Annotated in this window: 15 protein-coding genes; 5 read left to right on the top strand and 10 right to left on the bottom strand. The window is 64.5% G+C overall.

Features of this window, described 5'->3' with window-relative positions:
- Window positions 1-2 precede the first annotated feature (2 nt).
- A complete protein-coding gene (locus tag HPY44_11165; GenBank protein NSW56567.1) occupies window positions 3-2,141 on the top strand; it encodes a hypothetical protein in 2,139 nt (712 codons plus the stop codon).
- A gap of 245 nt (window positions 2,142-2,386) precedes the next feature.
- Here HPY44_11165 and HPY44_11160 read toward each other — a convergent pair whose 3' ends face one another.
- From HPY44_11160 to HPY44_11150, 3 genes are all read right to left on the bottom strand, one after another.
- Complete coding sequence (locus HPY44_11160) at window positions 2,387-4,345, bottom strand: NPCBM/NEW2 domain-containing protein (protein NSW56566.1); 1,959 nt, start codon at window positions 4,343-4,345, stop codon at window positions 2,387-2,389.
- Between the two features lie 489 nt (window positions 4,346-4,834).
- Window positions 4,835-6,172: a cellulase family glycosylhydrolase gene (locus HPY44_11155; protein NSW56565.1), complete on the bottom strand. Its 1,338-nt coding sequence runs from the start codon at window positions 6,170-6,172 to the stop codon at window positions 4,835-4,837.
- 36 nt (window positions 6,173-6,208) lie between these two features.
- Window positions 6,209-7,675 (bottom strand): DUF2961 domain-containing protein, encoded by a 1,467-nt coding sequence (locus tag HPY44_11150; GenBank protein ID NSW56564.1) that lies wholly within the window; start codon window positions 7,673-7,675, stop codon window positions 6,209-6,211.
- A gap of 329 nt (window positions 7,676-8,004) precedes the next feature.
- Here HPY44_11150 and HPY44_11145 point away from each other — a divergent pair, with 329 nt between their 5' ends.
- Window positions 8,005-10,383 carry a VCBS repeat-containing protein gene (locus HPY44_11145; protein ID NSW56563.1) on the top strand — a complete coding sequence of 793 codons (2,379 nt, stop codon included), beginning with the start codon at window positions 8,005-8,007 and terminating at the stop codon, window positions 10,381-10,383.
- Between the two features lie 81 nt (window positions 10,384-10,464).
- Here the strand turns inward: HPY44_11145 and HPY44_11140 are convergent, their stop codons facing one another.
- From HPY44_11140 to HPY44_11115, 6 genes are all read right to left on the bottom strand, one after another.
- Entirely contained in the window at window positions 10,465-10,926 is a 462-nt protein-coding gene (locus HPY44_11140; protein NSW56562.1) for a hypothetical protein, read from the bottom strand.
- Between the two features lie 14 nt (window positions 10,927-10,940).
- Window positions 10,941-11,777, bottom strand: coding sequence for a hypothetical protein (locus HPY44_11135; protein ID NSW56561.1), 837 nt, complete (start codon window positions 11,775-11,777; stop codon window positions 10,941-10,943).
- 65 nt (window positions 11,778-11,842) lie between these two features.
- Window positions 11,843-12,745: a DUF4382 domain-containing protein gene (locus tag HPY44_11130; protein ID NSW56560.1), complete on the bottom strand. Its 903-nt coding sequence runs from the start codon at window positions 12,743-12,745 to the stop codon at window positions 11,843-11,845.
- Window positions 12,746-12,977: 232 nt separating this feature from the next.
- Complete coding sequence (locus HPY44_11125) at window positions 12,978-13,211, bottom strand: hypothetical protein (protein NSW56559.1); 234 nt, start codon at window positions 13,209-13,211, stop codon at window positions 12,978-12,980.
- A gap of 41 nt (window positions 13,212-13,252) precedes the next feature.
- The gene (locus HPY44_11120) at window positions 13,253-14,770 is read right to left on the bottom strand and encodes a hypothetical protein (protein ID NSW56558.1); all 1,518 of its coding nucleotides are present in this window, start codon (window positions 14,768-14,770) and stop codon (window positions 13,253-13,255) included.
- A gap of 35 nt (window positions 14,771-14,805) precedes the next feature.
- Window positions 14,806-19,311 carry a DUF1080 domain-containing protein gene (locus tag HPY44_11115; protein ID NSW56557.1) on the bottom strand — a complete coding sequence of 1,502 codons (4,506 nt, stop codon included), beginning with the start codon at window positions 19,309-19,311 and terminating at the stop codon, window positions 14,806-14,808.
- A gap of 230 nt (window positions 19,312-19,541) precedes the next feature.
- On the opposite strand from HPY44_11115, the gene HPY44_11110 reads away from it, so the two are divergent.
- The 3 genes from HPY44_11110 to HPY44_11100 all read left to right on the top strand — a co-directional run bounded on the left by HPY44_11110 (window position 19,542) and on the right by HPY44_11100 (window position 25,426).
- A complete protein-coding gene (locus HPY44_11110) occupies window positions 19,542-21,383 on the top strand; it encodes a hypothetical protein (protein ID NSW56556.1) in 1,842 nt (613 codons plus the stop codon).
- A complete protein-coding gene (locus HPY44_11105) occupies window positions 21,380-22,936 on the top strand; it encodes a PD40 domain-containing protein (protein NSW56555.1) in 1,557 nt (518 codons plus the stop codon). The genes HPY44_11110 and HPY44_11105 overlap by 4 nt, the downstream gene beginning before the upstream one ends.
- A gap of 105 nt (window positions 22,937-23,041) precedes the next feature.
- Window positions 23,042-25,426, top strand: coding sequence for a hypothetical protein (locus HPY44_11100; protein NSW56554.1), 2,385 nt, complete (start codon window positions 23,042-23,044; stop codon window positions 25,424-25,426).
- A gap of 8 nt (window positions 25,427-25,434) precedes the next feature.
- On the opposite strand, the gene HPY44_11095 is transcribed toward HPY44_11100, so the two are convergent.
- Window positions 25,435-25,851, bottom strand: a complete 417-nt coding sequence (locus HPY44_11095; protein NSW56553.1) for an archease — start codon at window positions 25,849-25,851, stop codon at window positions 25,435-25,437.
- Window positions 25,852-25,856: the final 5 nt, after the last annotated feature.

Below are 25,856 nucleotides of genomic sequence, written 5' to 3'. Positions count from 1 at the left end.
GCATGGAAATGCATACCCACAGGCCCCCCGCGTCCGTTCCAGGCGATTTTCTCCTGCGTGATGATTCCGGCCTCTCTGCCCGTTTCTCGGAGCGGGGGGAACTGCTCGCGGTCAGCCGCGCGGATTGCGCGTGGGCGTTCACGGCGCCGTGCTTCGGCTGGTCGTTGCGCACAGGTTGGGAGGACAGTGCTCCCGAGCCACTGAGGCCGGATGACGCGGCGAGCATCGACCAGCTCGACGCGACGCACCTGCGGGTGGTGTTTGATCGGCTGAGTTACGAAGATGGCCGGCATGTCGACGCCAGCGTGTCTTTGCTCTGGGAGCTGTCCGACGGCTTGCTCCGGGGGCGTTTCGAGCACCTGGAACTTCCCGACGGTCTGAAGCCCGCAGCCTTGGCATTTCCGGAACTACGCGTCCCTTATACAGGCGATGCGCAGTGGGTGGTGCCGCTGGATCTGGGGATGCTGGTGGACAACCCGCTGAAGCACGCGGTGGATGCGCCGGACATGAGCGCCTGCTCCCGCCAGTGGATGCACGTCCAACTTACCGCATGGCTTGCAGACGGCGCAGGCCTGCACCTGGACTCGCGAGACACCAGCGGGTGGATGAAGTCGCTGCTGCTTCGCGTGGGACAAGGAACTGCCCAGCTCTGCATCGAGCACCTCCTGCCGCAGCCCCCCGAAGGGCGGCCGGAGATGCCCGCTTACCCGGTTTCCATCGCGCCCTTTGTGGGCGGGTGGTACGAGAGCGCCCGAATCTATCGGCCTTGGGCGCTGGAGCAGGTTTGGGCATCGCGGGGACCAGACCAGCGCCGGAACAGCTACGTCGCGGACCTCGCCTGCTGGCTGTGGCTTCGCGGGCGCATCGATAACGTGTGCCCGGTGGCGAAGGAAATCGCGCGCCGCCTGGACCTGCCCATCGCGGTGGACTGGTACTGGTGGCACAAGCACCCGTATGATACCAGCTATCCGGACTACTTCCCTCCGCGCGAGGGGACGGAAGCCTTCAGCGCGGCAGTCGCAGATCTTCAGGCGAACAATGTGAGCGTGCAGGTCTATAGCAACGGAATGTCATGGGACCGTGACGAGCCGCGGTGGGAGACCGAAGGCCGCAAGTGCACCACAGTCCTGCGCGACGGGGAGTACTGGGGCCACGTCTACAACACCTGGATGAACCGCAAGCTCATGCACACCTGCGGGGCCGCCGAGGGGTGGCACGAACAGGTCCTGAAAACCGTGGACGGTGCGGTGGCACTTGGGCTGGACGGTCTGTACATCGACCAGATCGCGATCATCGGTGGAACGCGACCGTGTTTCAGCACCGAACACGGACACGTCCCCGGCGGCGGATCATACGGCGTGCAGGGCTTCCGGGAGATGTTTCGCAAGGTGCGCCAACGCCATCCCGGGTTCGTGATCAGCAGCGAAAGCGTGGCCGAAGTATACCAGGACTTGCTCGAGTGCTGTATCACGCTGCAGACTAGCTGGGAAGCCTCCCGGGGAGCGGCCGGCTGCAAAGGGACCACGCTCATCCCCCTGTTCCACGCCATCTACCACGGGCACGCGGTGGTCTTCGGCAACTACTCCCATATCGACGGAATTACGCCGTGGGACGAGAAATGGCCGCAGGAGGCCCGGCCCGATCCGTCCGAGGAAAGGGATTGGCACGCGCTCTGCCCGGACCAGTTCGCGCTGGACATGGCGCGAACAGTGGCCTGCGGCTGCCAGCCTCTGGCGACCAATATCACCGCGAAGCACCTTGCAGACCCCGAGTTGGCGTGCGACATTGAGTTTTTCCTGGAACTGGCGCGGTTCTACCACGCACACCGGGAGTGGCTGCTGTGGGGAGAAATGCTGGCGCCGGGCACCGTGGACTGCGAAACAGTGGACGTGACCTGCATCATGCGCAGCATCTTCACTCCCCCATCCACAATCGAGCCGTTCACTGTGCAGCGCCCGGCGGTCCTGCACAGCGCGTGGCGCAGTCCGGATGGAACTGCCGGGCTGGTGCTGATCAACTACACGCGCGACGAGCAGACGGTGACGATCAGCCGGACGGACGGGCTGGTCCCCGAGGACGGCAAGGCCACGCTGTTCCTGCCTGCACGGAGCATGCGGTTCGTGCGGCTGATTGGGGGGTAGGCCGGGGAGAAGCTGCGGGCTTGTGCCGCCTCTTCGGGCGCTCGAAGCGTCTTGAGCGGGCCGAGTCCGCGGGTTCCGTTCCGCTTCGCTCCACTCGACCCGTGGCTATAGGCTGACGCCCGCTTCGCGGGCTGTGAGGCCCGAAACCCGGTCAGAGGGTCGGTGCGCACGCGCGAAGGGTCTGCCGGCCGGAACGATCTGCTGTCCCACACGGTCTTTTATCGCGGCCGGCGCTGGGCAGATGCCTACTGATCCGCGGTCAGTTTCACCAGCACAACCCCGTGGCGGGGGACTTTCGCTTCGAAGTGGTCCGTGAAGACGTCCAGGTCCTCCTGTCGCCACAGGTCCCGCACTCGCTGTGGCCCCTGAATCCACAGGTCCGGCCAGTGCGCCGTGACTGTGACCTCGGTCTCCCCGCGGTTGAAAAGCCCCACCGCTCGGCTTCCGTCTTCCAGGTACTTGCACCAGACCTCAGTTTTCCCCGTGACGGCTACTCGCCTGGCCTGCTCACCGAGAGGGTCCTGGTTGATCTCCAGCACTTCGTCATTGGTGAGCAGGCTCAGGGTGAAGTCGTCCAGCTTCTCCAGGTCGCAGCCCAGCAGCAACGGGGCCGAAAGCAGGCACCAGAGACTGATGTGGCTGTACTGCTCATTGGGCGTGAGGTGGGTGGGGTGCAGGTTCGGACCCCAGCCGACTTCCCCCACAACCAGCATGTCCGGGTCGTTCCAGTGGCCCGGGCCGGCAAAAGGTCCCCACGGGTCCTGCGAGAATCCGATCCCGCTCACGCTGCTCCAGCGGTCGGTGATGTCGCCGGTGGTCCGCCAGCAGTGGGCCAGACGCATCCACTCGGAAGCCAGCTCATACGGCGCGCTGTTGGACAGGCTGTAGACGATATCCCGCCCGCTTGCTCGCAGGGCGACGGCCATCTTCTCCACGTGCGGGACGTCGTTGGGGTTCCAGTCATACTTGAGATAGTCAAATCCCCAGGCCGCGAACTGCTTGGCATCGGCTTCCTCAAAGCCGAACTTGCCGTGGCCGCGCTCGCGGTTCCAGCTTCCGTCTTCGGAATTGCTGGAGCCGCCCGGGAAGCCTGCGTAGGAGGTGATCCATGGGGTCGAGTAGATCCCGGCCTTGAGACCGAGACTGTGTATCTCATCGCAGAGGCCCTTGAGGTCCGGGAACTTCTCGTTCCCCTGGAGTGCATTCAGCGGGCCACCTCTTGCGGCCTGCCACGTATCGTCAATGTTCACGTAACTCCACCCGTGGTCGACAAGACCGGTGGACACCATGGCTCTCGCGCAACGGCGCACTTTGTCCTCATCCACCGCTCCGGCCCAACAATTCCAACTGTTCCAGCCCATCGGCGGCGTGAGCGCGATGCCCTCGCCGATCTCGATGCGCAGCTCGCGGGACTTGCTTCCCAGCGCGTTGCTTACCGTGATGATTGCCCGGTACGTTCCCACCTGCACAACCGATCCGGTGATAATACCTGTGTCCGGGTCGATGCTCAGGCCCTCCGGCAGGCCTTCCGCCGCGTATGTGAGGGGCCTGTCTCCCGTGGCCGGAACCTTGAACAGGAATGGGTTGCCGGGGCGCGCTCCAAATACCTTCGGGCCATTGATGCGCGGCTCGGGCCCAGGTTTCGGGGTGAGGATTACCGGCTCGCCGTCAGGGCCAGCCATCGCCACGGGCCTCGCACCCGATACTTCGAACTGCGCATCAGCCCAGTCGGCGTGGTCGTAGTTGATGCCGTCTCCTGCGTCTGTCACGAGGAGCACCAGGATCTGGATCCCGCGGACATCGATGTCCACTTTCTTTGCTTCCTGCCCGCCCTTCATCACCCCAGACCGGAACAAGTCACGTTCGTCTCCCTGCACCACGAACTCCACGGTCCCGCGGTCGCCGATTTCGTCATCCACCCCGACCCAGGCCGCGAAGCGGTCGCTGCCGCCCTTGAGGCTCACATACAGCACGCTCATGGCGTGGGTTCCGAATCCGTGCTCGAACTTTCGGCCGCCGATGGAAAGCGGGTTGCCGTCCACCGACTTATCCACCCGCGGCGTTCCCCAATCCTGTGTGGCAAGATCCAGCTTGAGACTGGTCAGGGGAACTGTCTCCCCTGTGTGCCCGGTGACGGTAAGCAATGCAAGCAGTGCTACAGCCACGACGAACCGGCTTGCCGTGCGGGATGTTGTGTTGCCCATCTGTTCCACGCCTCCGCTTCGCGCTGATTGTGCTGGAACACACGTGGTTGTGTGCGGTTTCCCTGCTGGCATGCAGGCCACCTTGCAGCCACGGGGAGGACAATTCGGGGAAGTCAAGAGAGGCTCACAGCCGCCCCGGTCAGTGTTCCAGAAACAGGAGGTAAGGCCATGAAGTCTCGGCGACTCGTGCCAGGGCCGGGCATGTTGCATCTGCTGGATGGGTCCCCATTCCCTGGCCCTGCAAGTTGGGACAACCAGGAACTCAGCTCCATTGCAGGTCAGTCCGAGCGCGGTACCCTCGAAGAACTGGGCCGGGTGCCGCTTTGGGTACCGGCCGATGATCTCCCCTTCAACACCGATGATGAGCGCACTGATGTAGTACAGGTCACTCTCGGCCTGCATCATGGCGCGGGTACGCAGCCAGTCGGTGCGCTTCCCCGGCGGCGTCCCCCACCCGGCCTGCCTCACAGCCGGCGATCGGCGTGGCACCTACTTCGGCCAGGTTTCCCGCAGGATGCGCCCGTATTGCGGGTGGAATGTGAGTACGGGGTTCTCATCTCCGGCGGTGCTGTCCGGGTTCCCGTAGGACCAGTACAGTGCACCGGCCAGACCTGCGCGTCCCATACCCTCGACGTGCTCGCGGAAACAATCCGCGCCCAGTTCGTGGTTGATCTCCTGCCAGTTCGGTGCACTGCGCAGGTAGTTGGCGAACAGCCCGCATTCGCCCGACATCAGGGGCTTGCCGAGGTCACGCGCCGCCGAGCGGACCGTGTCCCACTCCGAGGACTCCAGGTTGCGCTCCAGGTGCCACGCGACGCTCTTCTCCGGGGTGCGCCAGGCGTACAGATGCAGGTCAACGTAGTCGAGACTCGATCGCAGCAAGGCAAGCGGACGCCCGGGGATGCGTTCATCGGCGGTCTGGTCCCGCGAACGCGTGCCTGGCCCACCTCTGCCCACGGCGGCGAAACTGAAGAGACCCGTGCCCACCAGTGTTTCGGGGTCAGCCTTGCGGATAGCCCGCGCGCAGCAATCGGCCCACTGGATCAGCACCGCATCCATGAGGTCCTGAGCTTCCGCGTCGGAGGAAAGATCGTAGCTTCGGCCTGCGAACCGGAATGCCCCTTTCCGCAGGCTGAAGGGCTCCTTCGTGGCGCTCAGATACACCTCGTTCTCAAGCTCCCAGGCCATAACCACGGGCAGCAGGTTCGGGTCCCGGGCGCGGATCGCCTCGATCAGCGCTACGATGGCATTGGCCCGGGTCCGCACCGAGCCCCGGTGCAGGCGGAAGCCGTTGATGCCCTGCGCATTATCCCAGTCCGGACGCAGGTCGCAGGCTTCCTCCCCAGGTAGCGGTGTCTCAGCCCACCAGTCCGAGCCGGGCATCCAGATGTCCCATGAGAAGATCACGTGGATGCCGTGGGCACGCGCCTGCTGCAGGAAATGGACCACGTTGTCCAGGTAGCCCGGCGCGATCTCGCGGGATTCGCGCGAGACCAGTATGCCGCTGGGGCCGACGTGGTACACCTGGAAGGTCCGGACGGTGTTGAAGCCCCAGGCTGCGACATCGGCCATCATCTTCTCGATGAAGGGCCTGTCATAGAAGCCCGGGCAGAAGGTGGCATGGACCACCTTGTCGCCGTCCACTTTGCCGACGCGGTAGTAGTTCACTCCCAGCGGGGTGAAGGGCTCGCCGGTTTCCTTGACCACGAACGCTCCATCTTTCACAACAATCCTGCCGGGCGTCTCCACTGTCTGTGCCATGCAGGAGCCCGCGGCGACAGCAAGCAGGACGGCACGTGCGGCAGCCGTGAAGCCGGCGAACGTCATCTCGGTGTCACGCTCCCTCGCCGGCGAGAACCGGGTTCAGTTCCCGGCCTGCAGGTCCCGCAGATCCTTGCCGGCCGGACGCGTGTATGCGGGTATGCGGAACACCAGGGCATCGAATCCCAGGAAGAAACCTTTGGACTTCTCGGGCTTCCCGACGCACTCCAGGCGCAGGATGTGCTCGCCAGCCTTGAGTTCCCGCATACCCCACTTGTGTTCCTTCGGGGTGGGTGCGGAGTTGTACAGGTCCATGATCTCCAACTGCTGTCCATCCAGCAGGGCTCGGTAGGTGCCGTAGTCCCAGGAGTGGATGAACTTGCCCACGAGAAGCGCGGTGGTGTCCTCGGCAACAGTGAAGGGGATTTCCACCCAACCCGTGTCATCCCGGGGGGTGAAAAACATCTGCTTGCCATCCGTGGCCATGCCGGGGAGATCCTGAACCGACATTGGGTGCTCTGAGTGGGCAGCGGTGGGCACAAGCCGGTAACCGATGGCGATGGTCTCGTCCCTGGAGGGTAGCCGTTTCGAGCCCGGCGGCAGCGGCGGCCAGGGCTTGTGGGGCTCGGTCTGGTACCAGAAGGCCACCGAGGACATGAGGTCATCGCGCTCGATGAACCCGCTCCAGGTATTGTCGGGGAAGCTCTGGGAGCCCTTGTGCTCGATCTCCACGCGCAGGGACTTCTGGAAAGACACTGCGTCGCCGATATGCCAGCGGTAAGCCGTGCCCCGGTCTCCGGGTGAGTAGCCCTCCCAGAGCGGGATGCCGTAGTAGGGGCCGTCGAACTGGCGGAAACCCCAGGCATCGCAGAAGTAGTCTTCAGTGCCCGTACCTCGCAGGCGCGGTTCCTCTTCACCGTCGATGAAGAAGAAATCGTCGCCCTCTCCGTACCATCCCTCGGATGTGTGATAGACACTCTGCACCGTGCCTACGTACTGCCCGCGTCCCTCAATGTCCGCGATCAGGTAGTTCCGCCCCATCATGCACGGGAACTCCTGGCGGTACATGGCGTGGAAGTAGGCAGTGTTCTCGGGCAGCGTGCTCTGCTTCTGCCAGTCGATGTACCAGAAGAACGCCCCGCACGGCTGGTCACTTTCATTGGTCACGGTGATTCGCGCGGATCTGGCGAAAGGCATGGGCCAGTAGCAGTTGCGCGCCCGTCCGTCCGAACTCACCCGCACGGGCAGAGATGCGAAAGGCCTGTCTACCCCGTGCCCGATCACGAAGAAGTCACCGACTGGCGCCTCAACGCTGGGATGCTCTTCGCCGTCCCAGTACATGCGCAGCGTGAGCAGGCGCGAGTACCCCTGGACATTGTGGGCGATGGTGAACCAGATGTGGGTGATGACCCCAGGGCCTTCGAGCTCGCAGAGCGTGAGCGTCTGCCCCGCCGGTATACCGCGGGCATCGCCATTCCCGTTCCGCCAGTCAGGGTCCGAGGACGAGGACCTCATGGTCTGCTGATCCCGCAGCAGTTCGAGGCCGGACAACGGGTTACCGGGCGTCATCTGCGCCCACGCAGCGCCAAACACACACGCGACGAGCGCGACTGTCGCCAGCAGCCTGGTCATCTCAGGTGACCTCCGCCTTCGCCCCCACAATCGAGGGCATATTGGCGCGACACGAACCGATTCACCGCAGCGCAGCTGTTCACCTGCGCGGTGAGGCATTCCCCGTACGCAGGCACAAGCACAGGTCACGGGTGTGCTCGCCGTCCAGAGCACGGGACCCGTGACAGCTTACAAGGCCCGTGGGGTCCGGGCGCCGGGAGGTTTCCGGTTCGTCGAAAGCGAAGGCAGCTTCGGGCTGCGACCGCCCGGGTGGAGGGAATTGTCCCATGAAGCCGTTCCCCTTGACCGCCATGCTTGCGCTGGGCATCACCGTACTCTCATCGTCCTGCCTGTGGGCCGCACCGGATGTCGAATGGACAGGGAAGAGCCGGTTCCGACTTCTCGTGTCGGTTGCCCCGGCGGACATCGCCCCGCGCCAGTTTGACTGCCGGCCTGCGACCATCGATCTCGACTTCGGCAAGGTGCTTGCCGAGACTGGTGTGAGTGGCCTCGTCGATCCCGCGTCAATCCAGGTCATCCAGCATGATGCCGCGACCGGGGCGCCAGTGGGGGGAGTGGCGTTCCGCCTCGGCAGAGGTCCGCATGACCTGCCCTACCGGTATGATGAGGTCGACCCGCGGCCCTACTGGTGGCTGTTCTCCCTGCTCGGAGACGGCCAGCGCGGCAGACTCACGTGGACCCACACCCAGCGCGGCGACGCAGTGTCCCACTACGCGATCTACTTCGACCTCGCGGAATCGTCCGATGCCGTGCGCGCCCCGGCGAGGGGCTGGATCGGCGACGGGGATGGGCTGTTCCGGGAACGCGGCCCGCTGCCGTCAATGCTGCATACCCGCCCGGACGCCTTTGACTGGGATGCCGACGGCCGGCTTGACCTGCTCATCGGCAATATCCGCGGATACGTGTTCCTGTACCGCAATGTCGGCTCTACCGAAGCGCCCGAGTTCCAAGGGCCATACTTCATCCAGGCCGACGGCGAGCCGTTGAAGGTGCCGTGGTATTCGGCGCCCCGCGTGGCTGACTGGGATTCCGACGGCTTGCCCGATCTGATCGTCGGTCACGACCCCAGCGGGCAGGTGAGGTTCTTCCAGAACGTGGGCTCGCGCACAGCGCCGAAGCTGACGTCTCGCGGGCAGATCCTCGCTGACGGGCAGCCGATCACCTGCCCCTTCGAGCCTGTGCCCGAAGCGCCGGGGATCTTCGGAAAGGACTACACCGGCGTCCCGGAAGTGGTGGACTGGAATGGCGACGGGCGGCTCGACCTGCTCATGGGCGGGTATGTCACGGGCCGCATCTTCTACTTTGAGAATGTGGGCGCCGAGGCGGATGGCCTCCCGATCCTGTCTGCTCGCGGGGCCCTCGAGGCGGACGGCGAGATCTTCGACGTGATCTGGCAGGCATCCCCCACGGCGCGCGATATCGATGGCGACGGACTGCCCGAGTTGGTGACCGGCAGCATGTTCATGAGCGCCAGCGGTGGGGAAGAGGCGCCCGCCGGTCGCCCCGGACTGTTCATGCTCAAGAACAGGGGAACCGCCGCCGCTCCTGTTCTGACCCAGGTGTCCTTCCCGCTGGATGGGACCTGGCACGAGACCTTCCTGCTCAATCCCAAGTTTGTCGACTGGAACGCCGACGGCCTGCAGGACCTCATCGTGGGCACGAACACCGTTGCCGTCGTATACCTGAACGTGGGTACCGCGACGCAGCCGCTGTTCCGCCGGCAGGAGCCGCTGACGGTGGGCTGGGTGCCCCACCTGGTTCATCCCGACTGGATGGGAGACTGGGACGGTGACGGCGGGCTGGATGCGCTCCAGGCGCACGGAGGAGGATCGGTTTCCCTCAAGTCGAACGCCGTTCAGGGCAACCCTCCCGTCTTCGAAGACGTGGCCGAGTTGCGTACGGCGTCTGGTGCGAGCATGTGCAAGCCCCCGGAGCATGGCGATCCGTGGGCCGCTTCGATTGCCTGTGACTGGGACGACGACGGCGATCAGGACATCATCGTCGGAGACGTGGCCGGGTATGTCTGGTATTACCGCAATACCGGAACGCGGGAAGCGCCCGTCTTCGACGAGGGAACGCGGCTGCAGCTTGAGACGGGTGCGCCCCTTGTCGCGGGAATCGACCCGGACACTCCCATCACCGACTTCACCGTGCTCCAGGGGAACCGTGCAGTCCCGGCCTGCGCGGACTTTGATGGCGATGGCCTCAAGGACCTCGTAACAGGCGATGCCGTGGGTGGGGTGACCCACTTCCGGAACGTGGGGACGGCCGCAGATCCGGTCTTTGCGCCGGGCAGGATACTGGCGAAGCTGTCAGGGCGCGTGCATGTGGCGGCTGCCGAGATGACCGGAGATGGCAGGCCAGATCTCATCGTCGCGCAGTCCGGCGGAGGCGCGGGCGATCAGGTGATGGTTGTCGAAAACCGCCCGGGGGATGATGGGCCGGTCCTCCAGTTCCCCGGTAGGAAGCTCGACCTTGCATGGATTCCGTACCCTCAGCCCTCGGTGGTGGATATCAACCGCGACGGGGACCTGGATGTTGTGCTGGGGTCCTCATACAGCGTGCTGTACTTCGCGGACGGCAGTTATATCCGCGCAGGAACCGCGAACGCAGAGGCTACAGGTGCGGAGAGGCGGGATGACTGAGCCCTGAACGTCGACGGGAATGAAGCGGTCCCCCGCCGGTCTGCCAGCAGGGGGCCGCGGTGTGTGTGCATGTCGCGCCTGTTACAGGGGGTGCTTGATGTTCGCCGACACCCCGACGCCGCCCACGCTCCGGATGGTTGATGTGTAGACTTCCTTGGTCGTCACCGGCAGCAGCGCCCGGCCGCGCACTCGGTTGCCGACCTTCAGCTCAACTTCCACCACCGCCTGCACGAGACGGACCTGCTCACGCGGTCCCTGAACCTGCACCGCGCCCACTGCCGTTCCCCCGCCGCCCCCACCGACTCGAACCACGGGAACGACCTTGGTCATCTGCTTGATCTCCGCCTCGCGCTGCAGGAGGATCGTGTTGATGAAGCTGTTTATCTCATCGCCGAAGATCGACACCACGGCCGCGATGCCGCCTCCTTTGAGGATATCGCCCACATCAATCGCCTGCGCCGCCGGCGGGCCGGCGAGGACGCCCACCAGGAAGCCCGCGGCAACCAGCGCACTGATACCTGTGAAACGCTTTGTGCGTGTCATGTCGGCAGCCTCCTTCAGAAGTCGTAGTCCACGAAGCCCGTGACCGCGCAGCCTTCCACGCGATCCAGGGTCTTTCCGGGGACTTCCGTTGAGATGGGCACGAATATGTCGATCTCGAGTATGTCCTTCCAGTGGGTCTCGAGCTGCGCGACAGCCTGCACATGCTGGAGCTTCGAGACAGGCCCGTTGACCCGTGCAACACCCAGCTTGAAGCCGGACAGCACGCTCACGATGGGCACGTACCGGTCATCGTACCGTTCGGGCGGCCTCCATTCGGCGCTGGGCGTGGAGGGATAGCCGGAGTACTGGCCATCTGCCTCCTGATAGTTCACGCCTTCGATGGTCCCAACGCCGCCGGTCACTGTGGCGTTGCGTCTCATCGCGATCCGGAGGTTCTTCGCCCAGGCTTCGGCGAGTTCAGCCCGCGATGAGTCTACGAGCTGTGCGTCAAATGGCATCACGGTGACCAGGTCCACCCCTCGCGCCCGGACGACGTACGAACCGCGAGACCGGGCCGAGCGAATGTCGGAGGGTTGCAGGCCCTGAGCCAACAGCGGCCGAAGCCGGTCAGCCACCATCTTCGCCCGGTCGGACGGGCTCCAGCTACCGTACTTCTGCCGCATTCGCATGACGGCCACGCCATTGACAACGATTGTCGCCACTTCGCGGCCACCCAACATCTCAGGCCATACGGTCACACCCAGATCGGCGCCAGCGCTGTATCGCGCCGGGGGATCGGCGTAGGCCGCTTGGGAACTCCCGGCAACGAATGACCTCGCCGCCGTTCCCAGAACTGCGGCCATTACGAAGATGGCCGCGGCTGCCAGGACTGCTTTCCAGCTCCTACTCATCTCGTCCACCCCTTTCTGGCTTTTGTGGTACGTCCGACACTGCAGCATACCCAACCCGATGGAAGCTATGGCGCAGCCAGTGTTACCGTGCCTACCGGCGTGTCTGCCCCAATAGCTACCGGGTAGTAGATCGGTGGCGCCAGGAGCGCTGTGTTGTACGTCTGGAATCCGGAAGCGGTGATGCTTACGGAATACTGGCCCGAGGGCAGGAATGCCCGGAAAGAGCCATCACTGGTGTTCACCGTGCCGGCTGCGATCGGGACGCTGCTGCCCATAGGCGTGACGTAGACCATGGCGTCCGGCCAGGCGGACGCAGGGTCCACAGTCAGCGAGAGCGACCCATAGTTCGGCAGCGTCTGGCTGACATCGACGATGCGTATGCCTGTGGGCTTGAACAGGTACTTGCCGCTCTGGCCTGCGGTGACGATCGCCCGTGACGGATCGAAGTCGAGAACAATGGCGTTGGCAACGCCCGGCTGGACCTCAAAACGCCCCAGGACCTTGAGTCCCGCCGTCTCGCCACTGGGGGTATCAAGGGGGAGTTTCGTTGTGGGGTCTGACAGCAAGGTCACATAGTTCGCGGGCGGCTGCCCTGACACGTTGGGAGCCACCACCAGTCTGACTTGTTCGTAGGTGCCCACGGGCACGCTCGCCGTTCCGAGTATTTCCTGCTGGTAGGCAAGATCAAGAACACTGACTTGCCGCGCCGGGGAGAAACTTGCGATGAGGGGAAGGCCGGGTCCCGTTGGGGCGCTGCCACTGCCAAGACGGACCACCCGGACGGCGACCACGGAGAGATGCACTTCAGCAAAGGGGCCACTCGCGTCTGTTATCGCAACCGAGAGACGAGCGGTCTGTGCCGCTCCACCATCATCTCCACCACCACATCCCGGACAGGTCACGAGTATAACACCAACGGCAACCAGCGAGATCACTACGGCAAGCACGGCCTGCTTCGCATAGGTCAAGGCGACCACCTCCGGCTGGTAACGGCGCTGAGATGCCCCTCCTGTCCGTTACCCATACCCGGAGTGACCGCGAAGTACTCCCTTCCTTTCCGGAAGCGAACGCCGTCGGCAATGGCAAGGCGCCGTCTGGGCTACGTTCCGGCACTCACCTGGCGGGTGCGAGATAGACCGGCTCCATGCCCGCGCGAACGGTCACCTTCCCGGTCTGTGGCACGGCCGTGAGTTTCGCCCCTTACAGGTCGCACGGGAAGACGCTCGCATCGCCCACGTCCACGGTAACCTCGCTGTCGCGCAGTGCATTCCAGACCACCCAGACGGGCTGATCGCCGTCGAACCTGTACACGCGGCTGCCGTCGGGCATTCCGGTCTCATCCAACTTCTCGAAGGACGGGTTCTGGATGATCGGCTGTGCCACGGCTCCCTGCGCGAACAACAACGCAGACAGTGCAGGAAGCGCGATCAGCAAGGGGGCCTCCGAACGCGTTCTCACGTCTCGTCCAGGTTTCTCTACTGAACCAGATGGCCCCTGCCTGTGCCACCCTTCGGCTGGCTGCGGGGGTAGTCCGGGTTGGGTTTCTGCTCGATGACCCTGATCAGCGCGTCGGCGTCCAGCGCCTGTCTTTCGCCGTCCGGGGGCTGAAGCGAAATCCGGCTCAGGCTGAGGTTGCGCACGGTGCAGTCCTTGTCCGGCGAGAAGATCTCGACCCAGGTGGCCGGGTCAGCCGGATTGTGCTTGTAGACGGCCGACAGCGGGCCTACACTCACCAGCGCGTAGCCGTCCGGCAGCGCGGAGGCCTGGAGCACCACGTTGGCAATGTCCAGCCCGTCCACGTTGCTGTGGACCTGCGCCAGCGCCTCATGCGTGGGCACGGTCACCGCGTCCCGCACGAAGATGCCGCGCATCTCGCCGATGGGCTGGGAGAAGTCCAGGTCTCGCCCCATCTCCAGATTCGGCTGGTCGTACATCTTGAGCGTGCGGATCGATCGGATGCGGCGGATGAGAACGTCTTCGATGGGACAGGCGAGTTTCGCGCCATCCGGGAAGCGCTTGTAACCCGGGAGCAGGCGGATCTCCGCGGAACCGTCAGGCACCGGTCCGGATGACTCCGCCGACAATTCGCGCCCCGTGACATCCTCCACCAGGACGTGGTGAATCCTGCCGAAGGTCATGGTGGATGCCTGCCAGTCCCAGGCATTCAAAGCCACCATGTCGTCCCCGGTGACACCGCTGATCCCGCGCACCAGCCCGTAGGATGCGGGACCATTCACATGCACGCCGTCGCGGCGGTGGTCTTCGAACCGCAGGTTCTCCACCAGAAAGTCGCGAGCATTCGTGAGATGGACCCCGAATGGCCGCGACTGGCGAACCACGAGGTCGCGCACCACAACCCGCGCCACGTTGGTGAGCACGATGATGCCATAGGCCCCGGGCACCGAATTCGCCCTGTCCACGCTGCCCCGGCCGTTGCCGTTGGATTCGGCCGGCGCTGTGGCAAGGTCGGTCCAGATGCCGCCCTGGATGGTGATGTCTGTGTCCGGCGAGGTCTCGGGAACAGGCCCGGGCCAGCCGCTCACTGGATTTGCGTTGCGGACCAGGCACGTGTTGGTACCGGGCTTCAGGCGCAGTTCGGCCTCGGGGTCAGCGATCAGCGTCTGCCCGAACTTTAGCACCAGCGGCGCGTCCAGGTAGTACGGCTCCGGGCGCGCCGGTATCAGCACCTTCGCGTGTGCGTCCAGGGCAGCCTGGATTGCGGCGCTCCACAGCTCGCCGCGCACTGCAACCGTCTTCATGCCGCCCGCGCCGTCAGGCCAGCGCTCATTCCACTCGCCGCGAATCACCAGGTGCGCATAGTCAGACGCCGGAACCGCGCCGTCTGTCGTCGCGGGGCAGCTTGGCCACAGCCCCTGCGCCCCAAGCCGATCCAGGATAGCCTCCGCGAGGGTCTCCGCCGGGCCATCCTGCGCCTGTGCGGCCGTCGCCAACAGGACGGCGATCAGCCCCACCGTCAGTGCGAATCCAATCATGTCTGCTCTCCTGGATGAATGGTGGTCTGCGTGGATCATCGCTGCACGAGCCCCTCGATCAGCCGCGCGGCCTCGGGAAGACGTCCCCGGGGACACACCAGCGAGACGGTTGAGCGGCGCTCCTCACTGGCCGTCACTGTCGGCACTCCATCACCGCGCGGCTCCTCACCCAGGGCCTGCCAGTGCAGATCGCTGAACTGCCCGTGCTGCACGAGCGCGTCGCCGATCCCCGACGCACACGAGATGCGCGCCTGACCGGTCCCGATCGCCAGCACCGCGATGAGGTAAGGCTCGCCCCCGAGGTCCGCGCCATCAAGGGACATCAGCGCGAAGTGCCCCGAGCCGAACCAGAGCAGGTCGCCGTCCAGCGACGCCTCCTCCTGGCACTCCACCGCGACCAGCGCTCCCCTTGCGTCGAAATGCGCCAGTGCCGGTCGCTTGGGGGTCAGCGTGAGTTCGAGGCTGCGTCCGGCGTGGGTCAGCGTCGCCCTCTTCGGCTCTTCCGCGGTGTTGAAAAGGACGTAGATCGTCCCGCCCTCCTGGGTGGCGTGCTGGAAGGAGTGGATCGCGCTGTCCGGTGGGGCCAACGGGATCCGCTCCACCTCCGCCAGGGACAGCAGCAGTTCGTACGGGTCGCCCGCTCCCGCGTGCGGAGCTTCCGCTTCGAGCTGCAACGTCCCTGCACGGGCCTCGATGGGGTCGGGTGCGAACAGAACCTGCCCGCCGCCCAGTTCATTCAGCACCAGACGCGGTCCGCTCTCGAAGTCCACCAGAACATTACCAGTGGTTGCTTCCACCCGGATGCACGGCTCTCCGGGCCGTCCCGCGAGGACCTCAAGGTGCGGGTAGTTCTGCGTTGTGAACCGGCAACCTGCGAGGGTCTCCAGCCGTTCTTCCCGGGCGCGTCTGCAGGACGGGTCGAAGGTGATGTCTCCGCTGAAGTAAAGATGGCCGCCCTTCTCGACGAACGCAATGAGTTCCGCGAAGACGCTGTCTTCCGGACAGAAGGGCACCGGATAGAAGAGCGCCCGCGCGGACTGCGGAAGACTGTCCAGATGCTCCTCACCGATCAGCCCGAAGCGCACCCGTCGGCGCATGAGCCGGTCGATGCAGTCCCGCACCGCGCCGTCAACCTGCCCGACCTTGTTGGTGCGCAGGTGTGCGTTGGGGACCACCACGAACACCTCCGGCGGCTCGTATCTAGGGCGGATGCCGGAGAACAAAACCGCCGCATTGCGGTAGGCCCGCAGGTGCTCCTTGGGCACGAGGTCATGGTGCGCGATGGACCATGGGAAGATGCACTCCTTATTCTCCTTCCAGTTCCAGTTGGACATCATCGTGGCGCCGACGCCCAGGCAGTAGTGGGTCGCCATCATGAAGAACTCATCGGCGCCATCGTGGGTCAGGCGGCAGTCGCGGTGCCCCGCCCATGCCGGATGGGTCAGGATGCCGAACTCCGTCTGACCAAGGGGCTTGCCGAGCACCTGCATGTCTGCGCGCTTCAGCTGGTGCGGGAACCGGAATTGGTCGCCGTAGAAGTGGGCGCTGGTCATGTCGATATCCGCCAGCACATCGGGCCGCGGCCACATGAAATCCGGCCACCAGTACATGCTGAAGTCCTGACAGTAGAGGGCCCCCCGGTTGCCCTCGTGGATGGCCGTGCTTGCGTTCTGCCGCCACGCGTCCCGGTATGTGCAGAGGAACTCTCCGGTATCCATCCCGCGCGCGCTTCCCCACGCGTCAGCCCGCGCCGCGTTCTCGTCGAACTTCACATCCGCAAAGCTCCCGGTCGCGTCCAGGCCCCAGGCGTGCGCGAGTGCCGGGTAGTCCGCATACTTCGTCTGGAGGAACCTGCGGAATGCTTCGTCCACACCCGGCCCTCCAGCGCGGATGAACTCCTGGTGGTCCATGTTGAACATGAAGCCGCCAGCCTTCGCGTAGCGTTGCGCAAGCAGGCTCAGGGCACGCCTGCGGCCCTGGAGGTCCGCGTCATCATCCCGCGCAAGCTGCAGGCCCACATTGTTCACGAACAGGAACCCCAGGCCGTGCTTGTGGGCAAGGTAGACCAGGGCGTCGAGCCTGCGAAGCTGCTCTTTCGGCAGGTCGTCCAGGGACTCCAGTGACTTGTTCGCGGGGTAGTCGCCGAAGAAGTGCATGCAGCGGTAGTAGCGCAGGCCCATGTCCCGCATGAGGCGGAACTGCTCGTCCCAGACCAGCGGGTTCTCGCTCTCGGCGTGGTACGGGTAGCCTGCATCGCCGGTGCCGCAGAGGAACGCGGTCTCGCCGTCTCTTGCTAGATACGCGTCCTTGGTGGTCCACCGCGGGGCCCTGCTTAGCTCGTCATCGCGCCAGACCACGAATGCATTCTCGTGCCGGTCGGTTGTCTGCCCATCCAGGATGAGCGCCGCGCTGACGGTGAAGAAGTCGGTCGCGAAAGAACCCGGCTGCCAGGTGGTACGGACCGTCGTCTTGGATCCCGCGGGCAGCGAGACGCTCTGCACGGTCTCGAATGCCGCAGGATCATCCGACCGGCCGGCGTGTACCACGAACCGTACCTGCGCATTCCGCTCCTGTGGCATATAGTTGGCAATCAGGGCCTCGACCGTCACCGGTTCGCCCTCGCGGTAGCAGGCGAATTCCGGATGCACCTCGGCGAGGTATGTCTTGTCCAGCATGGCTCGGAGAGTATCGCCGAAGAGCTTCCCGGCTTCAGGACTGGCCGGCGCGAAGAGGTCAGCGCTATTCACCCCGAAGACTGCCCAGTCCGAGCCCGCGTAGGCTCCCAGGTAGTTACGGATCAGAGCGCCGGCGCGTCCCCGGAGATTCCCGGCGCGGTCGAATGCGTCCAACAGGTAGATCGGGCGCGCGTGCGTGGCCGCTTTCACCGGGTTCCCGTTGCCGATGAACATCCCCGACGCGGAGTACCCGCCGACCTCTCCCGTCACCTCGAGCGCCGCGTCGGTGACCAACTGCCCCGGGCTGGTGCGCAGTGAGGTGACCTGCTCCAGCCGATACGACGGGTCGAACACCCCGATCTGGTCAGGACGCACGCGCAGGGAGTTGCCCGGCCCGTGGATGTCCCCCTCGCGGGTGTTCAGGCAGAACTCACCGCCCGTGTCGTTCACCAGTTCAACGTCGTCAAACCACGCCCGGCCGCGACCGTTCAGCAGCAGGTTCACCGTAACGTACTCGGTTCCGGCAGGGATCGTCCCCCGCACCTGCAGTCGCGTCCAATCCTGCGTTGTGGCGATCGGTGAGGACTGAGACCATGAGATGCGCACACCGTCCGCCCCGAAGTAGCTCATCGCGATATACGCGCCCACGCCATCCTTGAGGGTCTCGGTCTTGACCCAGGCGGTGAGGAGAACATCCTGCCTCGGCTTTACGCCATCCACACGTTGCAGCGCGCTGTAGAAGTCGACCTTCGCCTGATCGGTGACCGCGATACCGACGGCGCCCTCACCCGACCGCACTGGTTCGCGGACGGCTTCGACCCTCAGGCCATCAGTTTCGTGGCTTGCGCTCCAGTTGGCGAGTCCGTCCTCGAACCCCGGGTTGCCCAGGAGTCTCTCTGCTTCCGGCACTTCGCGGGAGCCGTAGAGATTGTCCCCGAAGTACCCGCCGGTGCTCAGAAGGCTCCCGCGCTGGCGCAGGAACTCCTTGAGCGCCGGAACCGCCTCACGCGGGAAAGCCGATCCATACGGCAGCACCAGGACGTCGAAGTTGGCCTTCGCAAGCACTCCGGGGACCGCCATCTGGGCTGCCGTCAGGAATGTGGCCCCGCATCCGGTTCGCCGCACCATCTGCGCGACGTGCTCCGGGTCCGAGGGCGCGCTCTCTTCCAACGGAACGGCGCTATCGCGGAAGATCGCCACATTTCCCCGGGGGGACCTTGTGTAACCGACGCTCTGAAGGGTGCTTCGCATGGCATCCTCCCCATCGCGTGTTCGCTGGGCCAGCGTCGCGCTGGACAGGCGCACGTCGTCGAACCGCACCATCGATCCCTGGAATGCGTCCAGCCCAATCCGACCGCTGGGAATGGGGGAGGGGTCGGTGAAGTCGATGAACTCGCGGCCATCAACCGATGCGCGGATTCGCGGCCCGTCGGCGCTGATCCTCACTTGTCGCCAGTCCAGCGGGTCGCCGGCATTCCGGGCGGTCGCCAGCCCGGGCATATGCACGCCGCCCTGCTCCTTGCCAAGCTCCAGCGTGCCGCCCTGGTGCAGCACCAGGTAGTAGTGGGTCCCTTGGTCATTGTACCGGAACAGTATCCGTGCCACGCTCCAGGGCCTCGCGCCGGGCTGGTCGGTCTTCATCCGCACCTCGAGAGTGTAGTGGTCCCAGGTCGTCGAGACGGCGAGAACCGTGGAGGGTACGGCCTCGGCGTTGGCAAGTTGCCCGTCGTGGATTCCCCAGCTTCCCGCGACCTGCTCCCAGTCGGCGGACAGACCAGGATCTGCGAACCTGTCTTCGAACACGGTATCATCGGCAGCCAGACAGGCCGCGCAGGCGAACAGGGCCAGGAGCGCAAGTGTGCGCATGCTTGGAAGGCCTCCTGAGGATCGTCATCTCACACGGGGATTCTACGCCCCGCGTAGCGCCGAGACCTCCTCCTCACGATGCGAGCACCGGCGTCAGACTTCAGGGGCGGGAGGGAATCGCCAGTCTGACGTGGAATCGTCAATGAACACAGACGCGCTTGAGAGTTGTCCCGGAAACGTCGGCATGTCCGTACAACATACCGTCCGACTTCTGCCCGGAGATTCGTCAGATGGCTCAGCCTATCGCAACAGGCCGCAAGAACACAGCCGGCTGGATCTTCGTGCTGGCCGCGCTGGTTGCGTATCTGCGGTTTCGCGTGGAGCCCCATCAGGGATTTGAGGCGGGCCCCGACTTCCCGCCATTCGCCACGACTGCGACGTTCTTGTGGCGCATCCTCGCTTTGCCCGGCGGCCCGGCGGAGTATATTGGGGCCTTCCTGGCCCAACTGTACCGCTGGCAGTGGGCGGCGATCCTGCTCATTGCAGCCCTCACGACCCTCCTGGCCCTCCTGACGAATGCGCTGGTGAAAGGGCTGTCAGGCAGATCTCCCGGTTGGGTCGCAGGCCTTCCCGCGCTGGCGTATCTGGGACTGGTCGTCCGGTTCAGCACGAACTTGTTTGGTGTGGTCGCTCTGCTCATCGCGCTGGCAGCAGGTGTACTGCTCGTGCGCACCGGGAGCCGGCCCCCTGCGAGACGACTTGCGACGGCGCTGCTGCTGTCCGTGGTCGTCTGCGTGCTTACAGGAGGAATGTTCGCGATCTTCGCCGCGGTCGCTGCCTTGTTGGAGTGGCGGCGTGGTGGTCGGCTTGGCGGGCTGCTCTGGCTCCTGGCTGCCGAGGCGCTGCCCTACGCCTGGGGCGTGCTGGTGCTGGATTTCGCGCCGGAGGTCGCCTTCCGTCCGCTCTACATGCGTCTCATGGTGCGCGATCCGCTGGAGTCAGCGCTCCAAATCCTCCTGTATGCATCGGTTCCTGCGCTGGCGGTGCTGTGGTGTATAGGTACGGGAGGCGCTCCGGCAATCGCTCGCACCCGCAGCGGCCTGAGCGCCGTCGCCGGGCCCGTACTGCTGGCGCTGCTTCTGGTCGGGACGGGAGAGGTCTGCATGGATCGTCGCGAGTACAACTCCCTGCAGATCGCCTCCCGAGCCAGCGCGAGTGACTTCGAGGGGCTCCTCAGGGTGGCGAAGTCTCTGTCACCCGAGGACTACACACTGGGTATCTGTACCCATATCAACCGCGCGCTGTTCGAGACCGGCCAGCTTCCTGACGCCATGTTCTCCTATCCGCAGGCGTCCGAGGGCCTGCTGCTGGGCATGGTCTGTGGTCCGTGGCTCGCGCCCGGGCAGGTTCGGGACATGCGCCAGATGGCCGCCTTCCAGATCGGGGATATCTACCTGCGCCTCGGGTTGGTCAGCCAGGTCGAGCACATGATGCACGAGTCACTCGAGCAGTGGGGTGAGCACGCGGCAGTTCTGCGTCTCTTGACCATGGCAAATCTCGCGAAAGGACGCAGCGACACCGCGCGGCATTTCCTGCACGCTCTGACCCACAACCTCTCGCGGCGCGCGTGGGCCAAGGGCATACTGGAGCGCATGGAGCACGACCCCAACCTGGACAAAGATCGGATGATCCAGGTGCTGCGACAGGTGCGGCAGACCCGGGATGCGCCGGATGTCGAACTGTCGCTTGAGAGCCATTGCCTGTCCTTGCTTGATGCCAATCCGGCGAATCCGGCGGCTTTCGAGTACCTCATGGCGGTATACCTGCTCAATCGCCAGCTTGATAAGGTTGCCGAGAACATCGGCCGGCTGGATGCTGTGGGCTTCGCCAAGATTCCGCGCCATTACCAGGAAGCGATCTTGCTGTACGAGAGCCAAACAGGCGAGAAGGTGGATCTGCACGGGCGGTCTCTGGACCCGGAAATCGTGCGGCAGTTCGAGCTTTTCACCCAGGCGGCCCGGAATGTCCAGTCAGGCCTGGGCACCGTGTCCGCCGCGCAAGTCGCGAAGGCATTCGGCAACACGTACTTCCATTATTTCGTCTTCGGCAGATCGGGGGTGGGCGAGCAATGACCCATCTCCTTCGCGGATTACTCCTGCTGGTCTTTCCCGGCGGCCTGGCTCTTCTCGCGGGCTGCAGTTGCGCGCCCGATTCGTCCCCGCTCGAGAGCGCCACGCTCATTCACCGTCTGCCGGAGATCAGTCCGGACTACTCGGGAGTGACTGTGCCCGCGAACTTTGCGCCCATCAATTTCGCTGTGCATGAGCCGGGCGACGCGTACCTGGTCAAGATCGCCGGCGACAACGGCAGTCCCGTCACTGTCAGCAGCCAATCCCCCGGGATCGAGATACCGATCCGGCAATGGCGCACGCTTCTCGAAAGCAATCGCGGGAAGGACCTTCTGGTGGTCATCGCAGTCCGGACCGGAGGCGACTGGCACCGATTCGCTCCGTTGAAGGTGTCCGTGGCAGACAGCGAGATCGACCGCTACCTGGTGCACCGCCAGATCACTCCGATCTACAATCTGTGGCGCGATGTGGGTCTGTACCAGCGAGACTTGACAGGGTGGGGACAGCGCACGGTACTCCACGGTTCGCATTTCAGCTGGGGCTGCACGAATTGTCACTCGTTCTCTGCGAACAAGACAGACCGGATGACGGTGGGTATCCGCAGTTCAGCCCACGGCGTCTCAACCCTGATGGTGGATAAGGGGCGCATCGAGCCCCTCGGCACGGGCTGGACGTACACTTCATGGCATCCGTCCGGCAATGTCGCGGCATACTCTTCGAACAAGGTGCGCCAGTTCTTCCACACCGCCCGGCAGGAGGTGCGGGATGTGGTGGACCTGGATTCGGACCTCATGATCTTCGACGCCCGCACCCACAAGGTCGCAGCGCCCCCCCAACTGGCCGAGCAGGATCGCCTGGAGACCTACCCGGCTTGGTCAGCGGACGGGAAGACGCTCTACTTCTGCAGCGCGCCCATACTCTGGAGTGACCGAGACACCATGCCTCCGGAGCGTTACGACGAGGTGCGCTACGACCTGCGTAGCGCAAGTTACGATCCGGATACCGGCAAGTGGGGCCCGGTGAAGACGGTGATCTCGGCCCGCGATGCCGGCAAGAGTATCCTTTTGCCGAGGCCTTCTCCCGACGGTCGCTGGCTCATGTATTGCCAGACAGACTACGGATGCTTTCCCGTGCTTCAGCCCAGCAGCGATCTGTGGTTGCTGGACCTGCAGACAGGGAAACGCCGGGAGCTCAAGGAGCTGAACAGCCAGTGGTCGGAGTCCTGGCACTCGTGGTCTCATGATGGCCGCTGGGTGGCTTTCAGCAGTAAACGCCTGGACGGTCTGTTCACCCGCACCTTTTTCAGCCACGTGGATGAGGCCGGCAACTTCAGCAAGCCGGTGATCCTGCCTCAGCGGAAAGCGGACTTCTACGACGGCTACCTGAAGACGTTTTCGGTGCCCGAGCTGGTGACCGAACCGGTTCCAGTGAGCCAACGGGCCCTTGCTCGCGCAGCACGATCCACCCGAAAGACCAAGCTGGAGTTGCCGGAAGTCTCGATGACCGCGAAGAAAGGCGAAGCCGGCTCTCCGTGGCGTCAGGGAGGAGCGCGCTAGCTTGCTGGCGATAGGGGTCACCTCTGAAGGTCACTCGCGTCCCACAGCGGAACAACCCCCTCATCCTGCCCTCGCTCACCATATTTCTGCCCGGAGTTGATCGCCATGCAGCCCACCCCCTCGGAGACCTGGGATCTCGCGCGCTTCGATGCTGCGCAGGGGATGCTGCACCTGTCGTGCGGCAATGGCGCAGTCACTATCGACACCTGCCCCGAAGTCTGGGTCAACGGTGAGCGCCTGCGGCTGTCGGGTGCCGAAGGACTCGAAAGTACCGACGCGGGACCCAGTGAGACAGCCACAATTACGGCACGGTTCCCGAACATGGGCTTCCGATGGGATATTCAGGTAGCCTTGAGTGCCGATGCGGAGACGCTGCTGCTGTCCTCGGTCATTGTGAACGAGTGCTGCGAGCCGATAGTCCTCGGCCGCTGCAGCCTCCTCGCTGTCCAGCCTGACGACGGACGGGTCTTTGTGCGAGGTGGGGAAGAGGACCTGGTCTTCCTGGAGAGCGCGGGCACCACCGGTCACGTTCAGGTTCGCCGGGCACGGGACATTGACGGTCTCGGCCGCGCTGCCACCATCATGCACATGGTGAGCGCCGGCGCAGGTCGTGCACTGCACTGCGGCTTCGTCTCATACGACACCACCACCACGTTCCACCTGCTCGGATACCAAGCAGGGAGTGGGATTGCGCAACTCGAATGTGTCAGCGATTTCGAGGGGTTTGCGCTCCAACCCGGTGACAGCATCGCATCCGAGACCCTCATGCTGGAGTCGCGCACGGATACCCACGCCTCCCTGCACCGCTGGGCGGATCGCGTCGCGGCCAGGTACCAGCCCAACTTCCCCGCGGAGACCCCGGCGGGGTGGCTTGGCTGGTCGTGGGTGGATGCCTTCAACTCCGAGCGCTGTGAGGACGTGGTGATACGCAATGTCCGGGCGATTCGCGAGCGCCTCCCCGGATGCGACATCGGGTACGTCTGGGTCAGCATTGCCAACATCGACCGCGGTCTGCCGGGGAACTGGCTGGAGTGGGACTTCAATAACTTCCCATCCGGTCACGAATGGTTGGTGGATCAGCTGGGCGCGCTCGGGTTCAAGCTCGGGTTCTGGTGCGGGGCGTTTTGGGTAGCCAGTTCTCTGACGGACCTTTGTGCCGAGATGCGCGACGCCATGCTAACCCTCAATGGTGAGCCGGTCGTCGGCTGCCCGGAATGGCGTTACGGTGAGGCCGCCAATCTTCCCCGCGCCCAGCGTCCCTGCATGTACTCGCTGGATCCGACCCATCCCAAGACCCGCGATTTCCTCACTCGGGTGTTCACGACCTACCGTGATTGGGGCGTCCGCTATTACATGGTGGATTTCCTGAATGCCGTGGCCGGTTCCACCGGAGGCATGCCCTACGACGGCTACCATGACCGCTCCCTTGTGAAAGGCCCGCAGGTGCTTCGCGCGGGCCTGGAAACAATCCGCAAGGCTGCCGGCCCGGAGACCTATCTCCTGTCCAGTTCCGGACCGACGCTGCAGAACGTAGGCTTCGTGGATGCCTGCCGCGTAGGCAATGACTACGGCGAAGGCCGCGCCATCGCGCCGGAGTCCTATTTCTTCCCCGCTACTTTCGTCATCAACTCTGCAGACTTCTGGACCTCTCACCGACACGCTTCAGACAACATGGCCGGGACGTACTTCACCCATCGCAAGCTGTACATCAATGACTCGGGGAACGTCATGACCGTGGACAAGCCGATTCCCCTGTGCGAGGCGCAGATCACTGCCACCATTTTCGGTCTGTGTGGTGGACCGGTGATGCTGGGGGATGACATCGACCGCATCGCCGAGGAGCGCCTGGCGCTGATTCGCAAGGTGTTCCCGCGCTGCGCGCAGGTCGCCAGGCCTGTGGACCTGTTCGAGCGTCCCGCGCCCGATTACCCCCGGCTCTTCCACCAGCATATCGTCACGGACTGGGATGAGTGGGATGTCGTCGGAGTGCTCAACTACGGCTCCGAGCCACTGAGCCTGCCGGTTGATCTTGGCGTCCTGGGACTGCCCGAGGACGGCGAGTTCCGGCTCTGGGAGTTTTGGAACGAACAATACCTGCAGACCGTCTCTGGCGGGTTCATCGCCCAGGTGCCGCCCCATTCTGCGCGCCTGTACCGCATCCGCGAAGTACTACCGCATCCGTGGGTCTTATCCACCGACATGCACACCCAGCAGGGGCAGTTCGAGCTGTCCGGCGTGGCCTGGAACGATGACACGATGACGCTTTCAGGGACTGCGAGTCGTCCGGCAGGGGAGTGCGGGAACGTGTTCATCATCGCCCCGCCGGGCCTTCAGGTCGCAGACCCGCGCGGCTTGTGGATCGCGAAGGACGCGCGTTCGTCTTGCCTGATCATCGGGGTCCGATTGCACTTTGGGGACCAACCTCTGGACTGGCAGGTGGGGTTCAAGTTCATCGGGGGCGCGGAAGAGGACGGGCGCTCCGACACATAGTAGTCCGCTCAGGTGTCGAACACGATGTCCACGGCCAGCCCCTCAATCGTCTGCCTGATGTGCAGGTCGTGGTACGTGACCGCTTTGACGCCCGCTTCCAGGCGGTCGCGAACTTCGTCCAGGGGCATGCAACTCACTTCGAAATGGGCCTCGTTGTCAGTGGCTGCGATGACCTGGGCTCTTACCGGGAGCAGACCGTCATCCTCGAGCAGAAGGAGTTCCCTGAGGGCCCGCACGAGCACCTGCTCGCGGCTCTCGCCGGAGACCTCGAATAGGCGGGCTTCCCGGCCCGAGAGTCCCTCAACGTCGGCCATGAGGTGGATCAGACCTTCCAGCGCTTTCTCGATGAGCCCTGGGAAATCCTCGGCCCAGACCCTGATGGCGTAATCCGCGGTGTGCTCGACGAACTCGTAACCCGCGTCCATTGCGT

The sequence above is a fragment of the Armatimonadota bacterium genome (assembly GCA_013314775.1).
Taxonomy (GTDB): Bacteria; Armatimonadota; Zipacnadia; order Zipacnadales; family JABUFB01; genus JABUFB01.
The sequence above is the reverse complement of the archived record's forward strand: the minus strand, read 5'-3'. Positions and strand labels throughout refer to the sequence as shown.